This is a genomic window from Streptosporangium sp. NPDC002544 (assembly GCF_040295965.1).
In the GTDB taxonomy this organism is placed as follows: Bacteria; Actinomycetota; Actinomycetes; order Streptosporangiales; family Streptosporangiaceae; genus Streptosporangium.
The window spans coordinates 85,682-100,691 of record NZ_JBEOWJ010000034.1 but is presented as its reverse complement, the minus strand read 5'-3'; the positions used below and the strand labels follow the sequence as shown (position 1 = coordinate 100,691).

At 69.8% G+C, this 15,010-nt stretch carries 13 protein-coding genes; 5 read left to right on the top strand and 8 right to left on the bottom strand.

The features are described 5' to 3' along the window. Positions 1-113 precede the first annotated feature (113 nt). Positions 114-1,073, bottom strand: coding sequence for a hypothetical protein (locus ABT061_RS38050; RefSeq protein WP_350927304.1), 960 nt, complete (start codon positions 1,071-1,073; stop codon positions 114-116). Between the two features lie 178 nt (positions 1,074-1,251). Between ABT061_RS38050 and ABT061_RS38045 the strand changes: the two genes are divergently transcribed. Both ABT061_RS38045 and ABT061_RS38040 read left to right on the top strand, forming a co-directional pair. Further along, complete coding sequence (locus ABT061_RS38045) at positions 1,252-1,851, top strand: hypothetical protein (protein ID WP_350927302.1); 600 nt, start codon at positions 1,252-1,254, stop codon at positions 1,849-1,851. Further along, entirely contained in the window at positions 1,838-2,329 is a 492-nt protein-coding gene (locus tag ABT061_RS38040; RefSeq protein ID WP_350927300.1) for an RNA-guided endonuclease TnpB family protein, read from the top strand. The genes ABT061_RS38045 and ABT061_RS38040 overlap by 14 nt, the downstream gene beginning before the upstream one ends. Positions 2,330-2,622: 293 nt before the next feature. Here ABT061_RS38040 and ABT061_RS38030 read toward each other — a convergent pair whose 3' ends face one another. Further along, the gene (locus ABT061_RS38030; protein WP_350927298.1) at positions 2,623-3,936 is read right to left on the bottom strand and encodes a replication-associated recombination protein A; all 1,314 of its coding nucleotides are present in this window, start codon (positions 3,934-3,936) and stop codon (positions 2,623-2,625) included. Between the two features lie 31 nt (positions 3,937-3,967). Then, on the bottom strand, positions 3,968-4,429 hold the full coding sequence (locus ABT061_RS38025; RefSeq protein WP_350927296.1) for a DUF2231 domain-containing protein: 462 nt from the start codon (positions 4,427-4,429) through the stop codon (positions 3,968-3,970). Positions 4,430-4,630: 201 nt separating this feature from the next. Between ABT061_RS38025 and ABT061_RS38020 the strand changes: the two genes are divergently transcribed. After that, positions 4,631-5,521 (top strand): peptidylprolyl isomerase, encoded by an 891-nt coding sequence (locus tag ABT061_RS38020; RefSeq protein ID WP_350927294.1) that lies wholly within the window; start codon positions 4,631-4,633, stop codon positions 5,519-5,521. 305 nt (positions 5,522-5,826) lie between these two features. Here ABT061_RS38020 and aspS read toward each other — a convergent pair whose 3' ends face one another. The 3 genes from aspS to ABT061_RS38005 are packed head-to-tail and all read right to left on the bottom strand — an operon-like array spanning position 5,827 to position 9,557. After that, positions 5,827-7,563: an aspartate--tRNA ligase gene (gene aspS, locus ABT061_RS38015; protein ID WP_350927292.1), complete on the bottom strand. Its 1,737-nt coding sequence runs from the start codon at positions 7,561-7,563 to the stop codon at positions 5,827-5,829. Next, positions 7,560-8,825: a histidine--tRNA ligase gene (gene hisS / locus ABT061_RS38010; protein WP_350927290.1), complete on the bottom strand. Its 1,266-nt coding sequence runs from the start codon at positions 8,823-8,825 to the stop codon at positions 7,560-7,562. The genes aspS and hisS overlap by 4 nt, the downstream gene beginning before the upstream one ends. Positions 8,826-8,828: 3 nt before the next feature. Next, complete coding sequence (locus ABT061_RS38005; protein WP_350927288.1) at positions 8,829-9,557, bottom strand: MBL fold metallo-hydrolase; 729 nt, start codon at positions 9,555-9,557, stop codon at positions 8,829-8,831. Positions 9,558-9,704: 147 nt separating this feature from the next. On the opposite strand from ABT061_RS38005, the gene ABT061_RS38000 reads away from it, so the two are divergent. Together ABT061_RS38000 and ABT061_RS37995 are read left to right on the top strand one after the other, a co-directional pair. After that, entirely contained in the window at positions 9,705-10,571 is an 867-nt protein-coding gene (locus tag ABT061_RS38000; RefSeq protein ID WP_350927286.1) for a peptidylprolyl isomerase, read from the top strand. Positions 10,572-10,630: 59 nt separating this feature from the next. Then, positions 10,631-11,860 (top strand): DUF349 domain-containing protein, encoded by a 1,230-nt coding sequence (locus ABT061_RS37995; protein WP_350927284.1) that lies wholly within the window; start codon positions 10,631-10,633, stop codon positions 11,858-11,860. 145 nt (positions 11,861-12,005) lie between these two features. Here ABT061_RS37995 and ABT061_RS37990 read toward each other — a convergent pair whose 3' ends face one another. Both ABT061_RS37990 and ABT061_RS37985 read right to left on the bottom strand, forming a co-directional pair. Next, entirely contained in the window at positions 12,006-14,201 is a 2,196-nt protein-coding gene (locus ABT061_RS37990) for a RelA/SpoT family protein (RefSeq protein ID WP_350927282.1), read from the bottom strand. Between the two features lie 237 nt (positions 14,202-14,438). Continuing rightward, positions 14,439-14,957, bottom strand: coding sequence for an adenine phosphoribosyltransferase (locus ABT061_RS37985; protein WP_350927280.1), 519 nt, complete (start codon positions 14,955-14,957; stop codon positions 14,439-14,441). Between the last annotated feature and the right edge of the window lie 53 nt (positions 14,958-15,010).

Below are 15,010 nucleotides of genomic sequence, written 5' to 3'. Positions count from 1 at the left end.
ATCACTCATCCTCACTTACCGCGCGCGACCGGACCACGCCTTCGGGGCCGGCCGGTCCTTTCGGGGAAGGCCCGCCTCCGAAGGACCCGGGCGCTCTTCGGACCGCACGGGGTTCACGGTGCCTCCGCGCCCGGCCCGCCCTCCGTAACGTACGGGGAGCGCACGGTCCGCGGACCGTACCCGAAGGCGTCCACGCACAGCTGCGCGAACCGGTCGACCCCGGGGAGCATGAGGGCCCAGCCAGCCAGCGCCCAGCCGAGGTGGATATGGGTGAGGACGTACGCCATCGCGGCCACGCCCTGGAAAACCCGCCCGTCCGCGCGCTCGTAGCTGATCCGGCGCGGCCCCGAGGGGTGCTCCTCGGCGGCCAGCACCCGCAGCCCCTCGGGCCGCCTGCGGACGATCCATCTCCCCACTGCCGAGCACGCGACGCAGCCGCCTGACACGTACACCGAGGCCGGCGGCATGACGGGCCGCAGGCGCGGCACCCATGGACGGACGGCCCGCCGGTAGGCCGCCCACTCCTCGCCGAAACGGCCGGTGAGCCGCTCCCCCTCGTGCCAGGCCGCCAGACCGGCGCCGTAGGCGAGGACGACCGGCACCGCGGCGAGGAACCGCGGGTCGAAGAGGCCGAGGACGAGACAGGTCCCGGCCATCGAGACCTGCATCGGGTTTCGCACGTATCCGTAGGGGCCGCCGGTCACCAGCTTTCCGGGCGGGTTGTACGGCAGCGGCGTGCCGCCTCCGAAGATCGCGAACTCGCGTACCGCGGCCACGCCGAGCAGCAGCGGCACGGCGAGCGCCTGGACAAGGAGGCCGAGCACCCAGCCCGGTTGCCGCCAGACCTCGGTCAGCGCGACGGGCAGGACCACTCCGAGACCGCCCGCGAGGACCACCTGCAGCAGGGAGCGGGTGGGCAGCCTGAGGTCTCGCACAGCCCCTGGGGATCGCTCCTTGCCCCGGAGAGTCATCGAGCGCGCTTCCTGGAAGGCGCCGATACCCAGGGAGCGGCGCGGGGTGAAGGTGATCTCCCGCTGGTCACCGCCCCTCAGCCCCGATCCCTCGGCGCGCACCGGGGAAGGAAAGCCCAGAGGCTGATGTCGCTCCGCGACCTGGCCTACGCGGCGATCACCTTCTACCTGGGCGTCAACCTGTTCACCGGAATTGCAGCGTGGAAGCCCCGTCGTTCGCGGCGGGGAGGGAACGCGGAAAACGGTGCCGTCCGGTAGCGGTGAGTGACAGACTCGGTGCGTGCTGGTGACAGAGGTGCTGAAACTCGCGCCCTCGCCTGAACAGGGGCGGGCGCTGCTGGCGACGATGCGCGCGTGCAACGCCGCCGCCACTAGGGCAGCCGAGATCGCTTTTGCCCACCGCACCGCGAACAAGCTCGTACTGCAGAAGCTCGTCTACGCCGACCTGCGCCAGGAGTTCGGGCTGTCGGCGCAGATGGCCGTCCGCTCCATCGCCAAGGCCTGCCAGGCCTACAAGCGCGACAAGACCATCAAGCTGGTCTTCCGCCAGCTGGGGGCGGTCGCCTACGACCCGCGCATCCTCACCTGGAAAGGCCCAGATTCGATCAGTCTCCTCACCTTGAGCGGCCGGGTCGTCGTGCCCGTTCTCTACCGGGGGCGGTGGCTGAACAGTGCAGGAGCGACCCTGCGGGGTCAGGCGGATCTCGTCTATCGCGACGGCGTGTTCTTCCTCTCCGTGGTCGTCGAGGTGCCCGATCCACCCTCGGGGGAGGAGCCGAGGGAGTGGCTGGGGGTTGATCTGGGCATCGTCAACCTCGCCACCGACTCCACGGGTGAGCCCTACAGCGGCAAGGGGGGTGCGGGCGGTGCGGCGGCGTAACGCCCGCCTGCGAGCCCGCCTCCAGGCCAAGGGCACGAAATCCGCCAAGCGGCTGCTGAAGAGGCGCCGCCGTAAGGAGTCGCGGTTCGCCCGCGACGTCAACCACGTCATCTCCAAACAGTTGGTCGGCAAGGCCAAAGACACCCGCTCTGGGATCGCCCTGGAAGACCTTCAAGGCATTCGGGAGCGGGTCACGGTTCGTAAGGCTCAGCGTGCCGACCTGAACTCCTGGGGTTTTCATCAACTGCGCACGTTCGTGGCGTACAAGGCCGCCCTGGCCGGGGTGGTCGTACGGCTGGTGGATCCGCGCAACACCTCCCGCACCTGCCCAGGCTGCGGTCACCTCGACAAACGGAACCGTCCCACCAGGGATGAGTTCCGGTGTGTTTCGTGCGGGCTCGCTGGCCCGGCGGACTACTTCGCGGCGATCAACATCGGTCGCCGGGCAGTGCGTCACGCTGCCGACGACGCGGCCTGAACCGTCGAATCCATCGACGGCGAGGAGCTGCAAGCTCGGCCCCCTCGGGGCCGAGAAGCTGACCCATCTCGACGCCGACCGCTCGCGCACCGAGGCCCTGTTCAACCTGGCCGGACGGGTCGCCCCACGCGCCAGGCTGCTGACCATGCGCTTCCCGCGCCGGCGCGCCCCGCTCGCGGAGCGGGGCCGCCCGGCGGGGTGAGCCCTCGGGCCTGAGCCGGGCAGTGGGAGCGGGACGACCCGCGAGATCGTACGTGGCGGCGTGCCGGGGGCCGGGCGAGCGGTACGGCGGGTCACTCTCCGCGCAGGAAGGTGCGGATCCTGGACCAGCGGTCGGCGAAGCCCGCCTCGGCACCGTGCCGGGTGGGCCGGTAGTAGCGCCGGTCCCTGAGCTCCTCGGGCGCGTACTCCTGACGGACCAGGCCGTGCTCGAAGTCGTGGGGGTACTTGTAGCCCTTGCCGTGGCCGAGCTTCTTGGCTCCCGGGTAGTGGGCGTCACGCAGATGGTCGGGGACATGGCCGATGTTGCCGCGCCGCACGTCCTCGGCGGCCGCGCCGATGGCATTGATCACCGCGTTGGACTTGGGGGCCAGCGCGCAGTGGATGACCGCCTGGGCCAGGTTGAGCCGCCCCTCCGGCAGGCCGATGAACTCCACCGCCTGGGCCGCGGCCACCGCGACCTGCAGGCAGGTGGGATCGGCCATGCCGACGTCCTCGGAGGCGAAGATGACGATCCTGCGGGCGATGAACCGAGGGTCCTCGCCCGCCTCGACCATCCGGGCGAGGTAGTGCAGCGCGGCGTCGGCGTCGGAGCCCCGCATGCTCTTGATGAAACCGCTGATCACGTCGTAGTGCTGGTCGCCTTGACGGTCGTAGCGCACGGCCGCCTTGTCCACCGCCCGCTCCACCACCTCGACGGTGACCTCGCCGTCGGCGGCGATCAGCGCGGCGGCCTCCAGGTAGGTGAGCGACCTGCGGGCGTCGCCGCCGGCCAGCCGCACCAGATGCTCGGCGGCCTCGGGCGCCAGGCGCACCCTTCCCTCCAGACCACGTGGGTCGGCGACGGCGCGCTCCAGCACCACCCGGATGTCGTCTTCCGACAGCGACTCCAGGGTCAGCAGCAGCGAGCGCGACAGCAGGGGCGAGATGACGGAGAAGAAGGGGTTCTCCGTGGTGGCGCCGATGAAGGTGACCCAGCGGTTCTCCACGGCGGGCAGCAGGGCGTCCTGCTGCGCCTTGTTGAAACGGTGCACCTCGTCGACGAACAGGACGGTCTGGCGACCGGACATGCCCAGCTCTCGCCGGGCCTGCTCGATGGCCGCACGGACCTCCTTGACACCCGCCGACACCGCGGAGACCTCCACGAAGCGGCGTTTGGTGACGCCCGCCACCACGTAGGCGAGGGTGGTCTTGCCGGTGCCCGGCGGGCCCCAGAGGAAGAGCGACATCGGCGCCTCGGCCTCGACGAGGCGGCGCAGCGGCGTACCGGAGCCCAGCAGGTGCCGCTGGCCGATCACCTCGTCCAGGCTCCTGGGGCGCATCCGCACCGCCAGGGGCTCCTGGCCGCGATGGGCCTCCTCCGCCGCCGAATCGAACAGGCTGTCCACTCCTGAGACAGTACCGCTGCCCGGCTACGCCTCAGTTCGCCCAGACGGTGACGGCCCCGCTGTGCCCGGCCCGCACCACGTAGTAGAGCGCGACGGCGGCCAGGACCACGGTCAGCGCCGAGACGGCCAGCCCCGCCCGACGGCCGAACCGGTCACCGCGCGAGACGTGGACGAGAGCCAGCGACATCACCCCGAGGGCGAGGGTGACGAGCAGCAGGGGGATGCTGAAGCTCGCGTGCTCGGCTATGCGTTCGCCGACCTGCCCGCCCGCGGAGGCGAAACGGCCCTCCTCCAGCGACTCCCCGCTCTCCCGTGCCACGAAGACGCTCACCGGCACGATCGGGGCGAGCCCGACCACCGCCCAGGTGAGCACGGGCCGGGTACGGGGCAGCAGCGCGTACACGGCGGCGAGCACCGCCAGGAGCGGGGTCAGGACCACGGCGGCGTGGACGACCAGGGGGTGGAGGGGCAGACCGAGGATCTCGTCGAACATGGAGCGCTCCGGTGGTGCGTGGCTCGTCATCAGCAAGTACGGATCCCACCATGAACGGGTTATGGAGAGTGTGAAGAGATCCCGGTCTTTCCCCTCTGTCCCCATCCGGTGAATTCCGCCACTTACGTGCAGCACACCTTAGGGCCGGTACGCTTTCCGCCAGTCCGTAGTCATGTAACAGTAATCCTGGAGGACATAGCGGTGAGCGCCGAGGACCGCCAGAGCCAGTTGGCTCGGGAGCACAAGGAGCGGCAGGCGAAACGTGCTGAGCAGCAGAAGAGCACGTCGAAGCGGAACGCCGTCATCGGAGCTGTCATCGCGGTGGTCGTCGTCGCGGGAGGCCTGTTCGCCGGGGTGAGGCTCCTCGGCGGTGACGGCAAGGAGGTCCAGGCCGCCGCGACGCCCGATGCGAGCAGCACACCGTCCGAGGACGCCGTCGCGACGCCCGAGCCGAGCATCACGGCCCCCCCGGCCCCCGTGACCTGTTCCTACCGCAAGGACACCAGCGGCAGCCCGATGAAGAACGTGGGCAGGCCGCCGGCCAAGCCCAACCTGAAGTTGAAGACCATGACGATCACCACCAACCACGGTGACGTCGTGATCGACCTGGCGACCGCGCAGGCTCCCTGCACGGTCAACTCCTTCGCCTTCCTGGCCAGGAAGCACTTCTTCGACAACACCAGGTGCCACCGCCTGGCCACCCCGGAGAACTCCGGGGTGGGCCTGCTGCAGTGCGGTGACCCGCAGGCCAAGGCCGACGGCAAGAACCCCACCGACGGTCAGGGCACCTCGGGCTACGTCTACGACAGCGAGAACCTCGGCGGGATCCCGTACACCAGGGGCACGGTCGCGGTGGCCCAGGCGGTCGACGCCGTCAACCAGAACGGCAGCCAGTTCTGGATCTCGCTGGCCGACGAGACCGACCAGGTGGAGAAGGCCTACACACCCTTCGGTGTCGTCTCCAAGGGCATGGAGATCCTCGAAAAGATCTACAAGGGCGGCTGGATCAGCAACCCCGACGACATCACCGGTGACGGCGGCTCCAACGCTCCCAAGATCCCGGTGATCATCAAGACCGTACGGCTCTCCTAGCCGGATCCGCGGCGGTCCGCCGCCCGCGAGACGCCCCGGTGGTCATCCGACCGCCGGGGCGTCTTGCGGTATCACCCCCGTACGACTCGGGGCGAGGCCGCCCGCCCGGGAGCCGGGACGCCGGAGCGGCCGGGTAAGGGACGTGGGGCCCGCTCCGTCGGGAAGGCCCGGCCCCCTCCGCCCGGCCGCGCAGGATGCCCGACAGGCCCGCGGAGAGCACCACCGGGGCCATGTGCCCCGGGCGCGCCGAGGGCCCCCGGAACGTCGTCCGGGGGCCCTCGGTCACTCCTGGTGCGGACCTCGGATCAGGCGTCGGCCTTGGGCCTGCTGTCGACGCCGGCCTCCTTGCGCTGCTCCGCCGTGATCGGGGTGGGCGCGCCGGTCAGCGGGTCGAAGCCCGAGGCCGTCTTCGGGAAGGCGATGACGTCGCGGATGGAGTCACCTCTCGCCAGGAGCATGCAGATCCGGTCCCAGCCGTAGGCGATGCCGCCGTGCGGCGGCGGGCCGTACTTGAACGCCTCCAGCAGGAAGCCGAACTTGTTCTCCGCCTCCTCCTTGGAGATGCCGAGCACGTCGAAGACGCGCTGCTGCATCTCGGCACGGTGGATCCGGATCGAGCCGCCACCGATCTCCATACCGTTGCAGACCATGTCGTAGGCGTAGGCCAGGGCCTCGCCGGGGTGGTCCTGGAAGTTGTCCGCCCACTCGGGCTTGGGACCGGTGAAGGGGTGGTGCACCGCGGTCCAGCCGCCCTCGCCGTCCTCCTCGAACATGGGGGCGTCGACGATCCACAGGAAGTTCCACACCGACTCGTCGATCAGGTCGCAGCGACGGCCGATCTCCAGCCGGGCCGCGCCGAGCAGGTCGCGGGAGGCGGAGGCCGCACCGGCCGCGAAGAAGATCGCGTCACCGGGCTCGGCCCCCACCTTGGCGGCCAGGCCGGCCGCCTCGGTCTCCGACAGGTTCTTGGCGACGGGCCCGCCGAGCGTGCCGTCCTCCCCGACGAGCACGTAGGCCAGGCCCTTGGCGCCGCGCGACCTGGCCCACTCCTGCCAGCCGTCCAGCTCCTTGCGGGTCTGCGAGGCACCGCCCGGCATGACCACCGCGCCCACGTACGGCGCCTGGAACACGCGGAAGGTGGTGTCGGCGAAGAACTCCGTCATCTCGACGAGTTCCTGGCCGAAGCGCAGGTCGGGCTTGTCGGAGCCGTAGCGGGCCATGGCGTCGCGGTAGGTCATCCGGGGCAGCGGCACCGGCAGGTCGTAGCCGACCGTCTCCTTCCAGATGCGCCCGATCAGCACCTCGCCCAGGGCGATGACGTCGTCCTGGTCCACGAAGGACATCTCGACGTCGATCTGGGTGAACTCCGGCTGCCGGTCGGCGCGCAGGTCCTCGTCGCGGTAGCACTTGGCGAGCTGGTAGTAGCGCTCAAGCCCGGCGACCTGGAGAAGCTGCTTGAACAGCTGGGGCGACTGGGGCAGGGCGTACCAGCTGCCCGGCTGGAGCCGGACCGGGACGAGGAAGTCGCGGGCGCCCTCGGGGGTCGAACGGGTCAGCGTCGGAGTCTCGACGTAGACGAACCCGTGCTCGTTCATCACCTCGTGGGCGAGGTAGGTGGCCTTGGAACGGGTGCGCATGGCGTGCGCGACCTGATGGCGGCGGATGTCGAGGTAGCGGTACTTGAGCCTGGCCTCCTCCGAGATGCCGGCCGCGCCTTCAATGGGGAACGGCAGCGGGGCGGACTCGCTGAGCACCTCGACCTCGGAGGCGACGACCTCGATCGCACCGGTCGGCAGGTCGGGGTTCTCGTTGCCCTCGGGGCGGACCCGCACCTGCCCGACGACCTTGACGCAGTATTCGGCGCGCAGGCCGTGGGCGTCGTCCTCCTCGCGGAAGACCACCTGGGCGGAGCCGGAGGCGTCACGCAGGTCGATGAAGACCACGCCGCCGTGGTCGCGGCGTCGCCCCACCCATCCGGCGAGCGTCACCTGCTGCCCGGCGTGCTCCTCGCGCAGTGATCCCGCTTCGTGCGTGCGGATCATTTGTCCAGTCTCTCCTTCAACGTCGTGACGATCTCAGCGAGTGGTACGGCGGTCTGCTCTCCGCTGACCAGGTCCTTGACCTGCGCGGTCCCCGCGGCGATATCACGCTCGCCGAGGATCACCGCGTAGCTCGCCCCCGAGCGGTCGGCGCCCTTCATGGCGCCCTTGACACCCTTGCCGCCGAACGACATGTCGGCGGCCAGGCCCGCCCGGCGCAACTCGGTGACAAGAAGGAACATCCGGCGGCGCGCCTCCTCACCCAGCGGCACACCGTACACCTGTACGCGCGCCTGTTCGCCGTCGCCCGCGAACAGGCCCTCGGCCTCCATGGCCAGGACCGTGCGGTCGACGCCGAGCGCCCAGCCGACGCTGGGCAGGGCGGGACCGCCGAGCATCTCGCTCAGCCCGTCGTAGCGGCCCCCGCCGCCGACCGCGGACTGGGAGCCGAGCCCGTCGTGGACGAACTCGAACGTGGTCCGCGTGTAGTAGTCGAGGCCGCGGACCAGCCGGGGGTCGTCGGTGTAGGCCACGCCGGAGGCGGTCAGCAGCGAGCGGACCTCCTCGTGATAGGCCTTGCACGCCCCGCACAGGTGGTCGACGATCAGCGGCGCGCCGACCAGCCGCTCCTGCACCTCGGGGCGCTTGTCGTCGAGCACGCGCAGTGGGTTGATCTCGATCCGCTGCCGGGTGGGCTCGTCGAGGTCGAGGCCGCGCAGGAAGTCCTGGAGCGCGGCCCGGTAGACGGGGCGGCACTCCCTGTCACCCAGCGTGTTGATCAGCAGCCGGACCCCGGTGAGCCCCAGCGCGGCGTAGCCGTCAACGGCCAGCAGGATCAGCTCGGCGTCGAGCGCCGGGTCCTCGGAGCCCAGCGCCTCGGCACCGACCTGCCAGAAGTGGCGGTAGCGGCCCTTCTGCGCCCGCTCGTAGCGGAACTGGCTGCCCGAGTACCAGAGCTTCACCGGAAGCTGCCCGTTGTGCAGGCCGTGCTGGAGGACCGCGCGCACCACCGAGGCGGTGCCCTCCGGGCGCAGCGTGATGGAGCGCCCGCCCTTGTCCTCGAAGGTGTACATCTCCTTGGAGACGATGTCCGTCGACTCACCGACGCCGCGCACGAACAGCGCGGTGTCCTCGAAGACCGGCGTCTCGATGTAGCCGTAACCCGCCCGGCGGGCGGGGGCGGTCAGCGCCTCGCGTACGGCGAGCGCCCGCTCCGAACGCGGTGGGAGCCAGTCAAAGGTGCCCTTGGGCGCCTGCAAAGTCATTGTCTAAAGTCCCCTGCCGGGGCCGCGGTCGTGCCCGAGACCCGCGGGGCCTGCGCCCGCGGCCTGCTCCGCCTCCGCGAGATACGGATTGGTGGCACGCTCTTGGCCGATCGTGGTCTGTGGTCCGTGGCCGGGCAGCACCACCGTGTCCGCCGGCAGCGGCAGGCACTTGGCCGCCAGGCTGCGCAGGATGGTCGGGTAGTCGCCGCCTGGAAGATCTGTGCGGCCGATGGAGCCGGCGAAGAGCAGGTCGCCCGAGAACAGCACGTCGGGGATCTCCTCGGTGCTGGGCAACCTGAAGGTCACCGACCCCCTGGTATGGCCGGGGGCGTGGTCGACGGTGAGCTCCAGGCCCGCCAGCCGCAGCACCTCGCCGTCCGCGAGCTCGCGCACGTCGTCCGGCTCGGTGAAGGTCAGTCCCCCGAACAGTTGCTGTTTCGCGGACAGCGACATCCCCTTGCCGGGATCGGACAGCAGCGCGCGGTCTTCGGGATGGATCCACGCGGGGACGTCACGCGCGCCGCAGACCGGGGCGACCGACCACATGTGGTCGAGGTGCCCGTGGGTGACCAGCACCGCGACCGGTTTGAGCCTGTGCTCGCGCAGCAGGTCATCGAGGTCGCCGACGGCGTTCTGGCCGGGATCGACGACCACGCACTCCTCGCCCGCGGCGGGAGCGACGACGTAACAGTTGGTCTGGAAGGACCCTGCGGGAAAGCCGGCGATGAGCATCTGCCTCAGCTGATCTCGTCAAGAATGCGGATGGGAATGTAACCGAAGGGTACCGGTGCGGGTCGGCGGGCTGCGAACCATTACCCATTGGCCGATACGATTCGCCCACCTCATTAAGTACGACTCGGCACTCGGGAGGGCGAAGCGGTGAGCGGCAGGGAGCGCCAGAAGCAGTTGGCGCGCGAGCACTACGAGCGGCAGACGAAGCGGCGCATCGAACGTGAGGCCAAGGTCGCCAGGGCCAAGCGCATCGCACTCATCGGCACCAGTGTGGTCGGTGTGCTGGCCGTGGCGGGTGTGATCGTCGCGACCAACGTGTTCGGGGGTTCCGACACGACGGCGACCGCCGATCCGGCACCCTCGGGGAACCCTTCGGAGACGGCCTCCGCGGACGCCGGCGCGCAGCCGACGGCCTTCGACGCGGCCAGCGGCACCTGCGGCTACGTCGCCTCGGAAGGCGGCACGACCAAGGACGTGGGCCTGCCTCCGGCGAAGGTCGACAAGACTCCCACGACGATGACCCTGAAGACCAACCAGGGCGACATCGTCATCAAGGTGTCGGCCGACAAGACGCCGTGCACCGTCAACTCCTTCGCCTTCCTGGCGCAGAAGAAGTACTTTGACGGCTCCAAGTGTCACCGGCTGGGCTCCGACCAGTTCCCGATGCTGCAGTGCGGCGACCCGCTGGCCAAGGCCGACGGCAAGAACCCCACCGACGGTCAGGGTGGCCCGGGCTACCGCTTCGTCAACGAGAACCTGGAGGGCGCCAAGTACACACGCGGCGTCGTGGCCATGGCCAACAGCGGCCCCGACACCAACGGCAGCCAGTTCTTCCTCGTGTACGGCGATGCCCCACTGACACCGGACTACACACCCTTCGGTACGGTCACCAAGGGCCTGGAGATCCTCGACAAGGTGAACAAGGCGGGCGTCATCACTCCGGGACCTGACGGCACCGGGGCACCGAAGGAAACCCTCGAAATCAAAGACGTGACAATGTCCAGCAAGAGCTGACGTAATACATACAAGGGGCGGTAAGTCCCGAAAGGCTGATGAAAGTGCGGGAGGACACGGTGAGCACCGACCCGTGGGGCCGGGTAGACGACGACGGCACCGTCTACGTACGTACGGCTGAGGGAGAACGGGCCGTCGGGTCCTGGCAGGCCGGCGAACCGGAAGAGGCACTCGCCTACTTCCATCGCAAGTTCGACGAGCTGGCCGGGCAGGTCACCCTGCTCGAACAGCGGGTCCGCGGCACCGATCTGCCGCCCGCCCAGGCGGAGGCGACCATCGTCAAGCTCCGTGAGGCGATCACCGACGCGCACGCGGTCGGCGACCTCGACGCGCTGCTGAACCGCCTCAACACCCTCACGGAGCTGGTCGCCCAGCGCCGGGAGGAGGTCAAGGCCGCTCGCGACGTGGCCAGGGCCGAGGCCAAGGGCGTCAAGGAGCGGATCGTCGCCGAGGCCGAGCGCATCGCCGACGACACCACCCACTGGAAGACCGGTGGCGAGCGGCTGCGCCAGCTGATCGAGGAGTGGAAGGCCGCCGAGCGCATCGACCGGGTGACCGAGGCGGCGTTGTGGAAGCGCCTGTCGGCGGCCCGCACGGCCTTCGCCAAGCGGCGCAAGGCCTATTTCGCGGGGCTGGACGAGCAGCGCGAGGGCGTGCGCTCCGCCAAGGAGCGCATCGTGGCCGAGGCCGAGGCGCTGGCCTCGTCCACCGACTGGGGTTCCACCGCGTCGGCCTACCGCGAGCTGATGCAGGAGTGGAAGTCCGCGGGCCGGGCCTCCCGGGAGGTCGAGGACGAGCTCTGGGGCCGTTTCAAGGGCGCCCAGGACCAGTTCTTCCAGGCGCGTTCGGCCGTCTTCGCCGAGCGCGACGCCTCACTGGCGGCCAACGCCGAGGTCAAGGAGCAACTCCTGACCGAGGCCGAGAAGATCCTCCCGGTCACCGACGCCCGTGCGGCCAGGAGCGCCCTGCGCGGCGTCCTGGAGCGCTGGGAGGCCGCGGGCCCGGTCCCGCGCGAGCAGCGCGACCGGCTGGAAGGTGGCCTGCGCAAGATCGACGACGCGGTCCGCAAGGCCGAGGAGGCGGAGTGGAAGCGCTCCAACCCCGAGGCACGCGCCCGCGCCCAGAACACGGTCGACCAGCTGCGCAAGTCGATCGCGCAGTTGGAGGGCCGCCTGGCCAAGGCCAGGGACGCGGGCAGGGACAAGGACGTCAAGGACACCGAGGAGGCCCTGGCCGCCCGCCGTTCCTGGCTGGAGGAGGCCGAGCGCACGCTCGCCGAGTTCTCCTGACCCCTTTCGCGAGCGGCTGACGCGATCTGAAGGACCGACAGGGCCGCGGAGGGCTCCCCGACCGGGGAGCGTCCTCCGCGGCCCTGACGTTCGCGATGGGGCGTCGGCGCCTCCCCTGCTCGGAGATTCCGAGGGCGCCCGACGCTCAGGAACCGGCGCCGCTGACCCGGTAGACGTCGTAGACGCCCTGGATGTTGCGGACGGCCTTCAGGACGTGCCCCAGATGCTTGGGGTCGCCCATCTCGAAGGTGAACTTGCTGATCGCCACTCTGTCCCTGGACGTCGTCACCGACGCCGACAGGATGTTGACGTGCTGGTCGGAGAGCGTGCGGGTCACGTCGGAGAGCAGGCGCGGCCGGTCGAGCGCCTCGACCTGCAGCGCGACCAGGAACACCGAGTCGTCCGCGGCGGACCAGGCGACCTCGACCAGGCGGTCGGGCTCGGACTTGAGCTGATCCATGTTGGGACAGTTGGTGCGGTGCACCGACACGCCATGCCCGCGGGTGACGAAACCGACGATCTCATCGCCGGGCACGGGAGTGCAGCATCGCGACAGGCGGACCCAGACGTCGGAGTCGCCCGCGACGACCACTCCGGCACCGCCACTGCCCCGGGGACGGCCGCGCAGCTTGGTCGGCACTGAGGCCTCGGCGATGTCCTCTTCCGCGCCGTCCACTCCTCCGATGGACGTCACGAGCTTCTGCACGACCGCCTGCGCGGCGATGTGGCCCTCTCCCACGGCCGCGTAGAGCGCGGAGACGTCCGGGTAGCGCAGATCCCTGGCGAGGGCCAGAAGGGACTCTCCGGACATCAGGCGCTGCAGCGGCAGGCCCTGCTTGCGCATGGCGCGGCCGATCGCCTCCTTGCCCGCCTCGATCGCGGTCTCGCGGCGCTCCTTGGAGAACCACTGCCGGATCTTGTTACGGGCCCGTCCCGACTTGACGAACTTCAGCCAGTCACGCGAGGGGCCCGCGTCGGGCGACTTGGAGGTGAAGATCTCCACCGTGTCGCCGTTGCCCAGTCGCGACTCCAGGGGCACCAGGCGGCCGTTGACCCTGGCTCCGATACAACGGTGCCCCACCTCGGTGTGCACGGCGTAGGCGAAGTCGACGGGCGTCGCGTTCTCGGGCAGCGCGATGACCTGACCCCGGGGCGTGAAGACGTAGACCTCCGAGACCGACAGGTCGAACCTGAGCGACTCCAGGAACTCCCCCGGGTCGGCGGTCTCCTTCTGCCAGTCGAGGAGCTGGCGCAGCCACGCCATGTCGCTGGCGGGCTTCAGCTTCGCCCCCGGAGGACCGGAGGTGGTCATGTCCTCCTTGTACTTCCAGTGCGCCGCCACGCCGTACTCGGCCCTGTGGTGCATCCCATGGGTGCGGATCTGCAGCTCCACCGGCTTGCCCTCCGGGCCGATGACCGTGGTGTGCAGCGACTGGTACATGTTGAACTTGGGCATCGCGATGTAGTCCTTGAACCGGCCGGGCACCGGGTTCCATCGCGCGTGAATCGTTCCGAGTGCCGCGTAGCAGTCGCGGACCGTGTCGACCAGCACCCGGATGCCGACCAGGTCGTAGATGTCGTCGAAGGCGACGTCCCTGGCGATCATCTTCTGGTAGACGGAGTAGTAGTGCTTGGGGCGGCCCTTGACGGCCGCGCGGATCTTGGCGTCGCGCAGGTCGCCGGAGACCTTCTCGATGACCTCCTGCAGGAACAGGTCCCTGCGCGGGGCCCGTTCCGAGACCATCCGGGCGATCTCGTCGTAGCGTTTGGGGTAGAGCATGGCGAACGCGAGGTCCTCCAGCTCCCACTTGATGGTGTTCATGCCCAGCCGGTGGGCGAGCGGCGCGAAGATCTCCAGCGTCTCGCGGGACTTCTGGTGCCGCTTGTGCTCGGGCAGGTAGCGCATGGTGCGCATGTTGTGCAGCCGGTCGGCGAGCTTGATCACCAGCACCCGGATGTCCCGGGACATCGCCACGACCATCTTGCGTACGGTCTCGGCCTCGGCCGCGGCGCCGAACTTGACCTTGTCGAGCTTGGTGACGCCGTCGACCAGCAGTGCGATGTTGTCGCCGAAGTCCGAGCGCAGCTCGTCCAGGCCGTAGGCGGTGTCCTCGACGGTGTCGTGCAGCAGCGCGGCGCACAGCGTCTCGTCGTCGGTGCCGAGCTCGGCCAGGATCGTCGCCACCGCCAGCGGGTGGGTGATGTACGGGTCACCGCTTTTGCGCTTCTGGTCGCGGTGGTGATAGGCCGCCACGTCGTAGGCGCGCTCGATGAGCCGCAGATCCGCCTTCGGATGGGTAGCGCGGACCGTGCGGAACAGCGGCTCCAGAACCGGATTCATGCCGCCACCCCATTGCCCCCCAAAACGTGCGAGCCTTCGCCTTACCGCCGGCTTCTCCTCGACGGCTCCGGACATGGCGGAACCGGCGTCGCCTGCTGGGACGGCCATCTCGGGACCGCCACCGTTGGCGGTCGTGTCGGGGACGACCACATCACGGGGCACTCAGACTCCTCACGTTCGAGTCCAGATCCCTCAGTGTATCCAGACGGGGTTGTGTGCTTTTGTCCGCGGGGTCGATCAAACGACGACGAGGGAGTGCAACTCGACGTCGGTCAGGCGCTCGCGACCCTTGAGGAAGGCCAGCTCCATGAGCACGGCGAGGCCGACGACCTCGGCACCCGCCTCGCGGACCAGCTCCACCGCCGCGCGCGCCGTCCCCCCCGTGGCGAGCACGTCGTCGACGATGAGGACGCGCTCTCCGGGGATGAAGGCGTCCCGGTGAACCTCGATGATGGCGGAGCCGTACTCCAGATCGTAGGACGCCTCAAGCGTCTCAGAGGGCAGTTTGCCTTTCTTCCGTACCGGGACGAAGCCCGCGCCCGCCTCGCAGGCGACCGGGGCGGCCAGGATGAACCCCCGCGCCTCGATTCCAACGATCTTGTCCACCTCGTACAGCCCGGCGAGCGCCTTGGTCACCGCGCCGAACGCCACCGGGTCGGCGAGCAGCGGGGTGATGTCCTTGAACATCACCCCGGGCTGCGGGTAGTCGGGCACGTCCCGGATGCGATCGAGGATCAGCCTGCTCAGCTCGGTCATGGTCGGCACTCCTTGGAAAGGGGGAAGGAAAACGCCTCCGCCCCCTGGGCAGG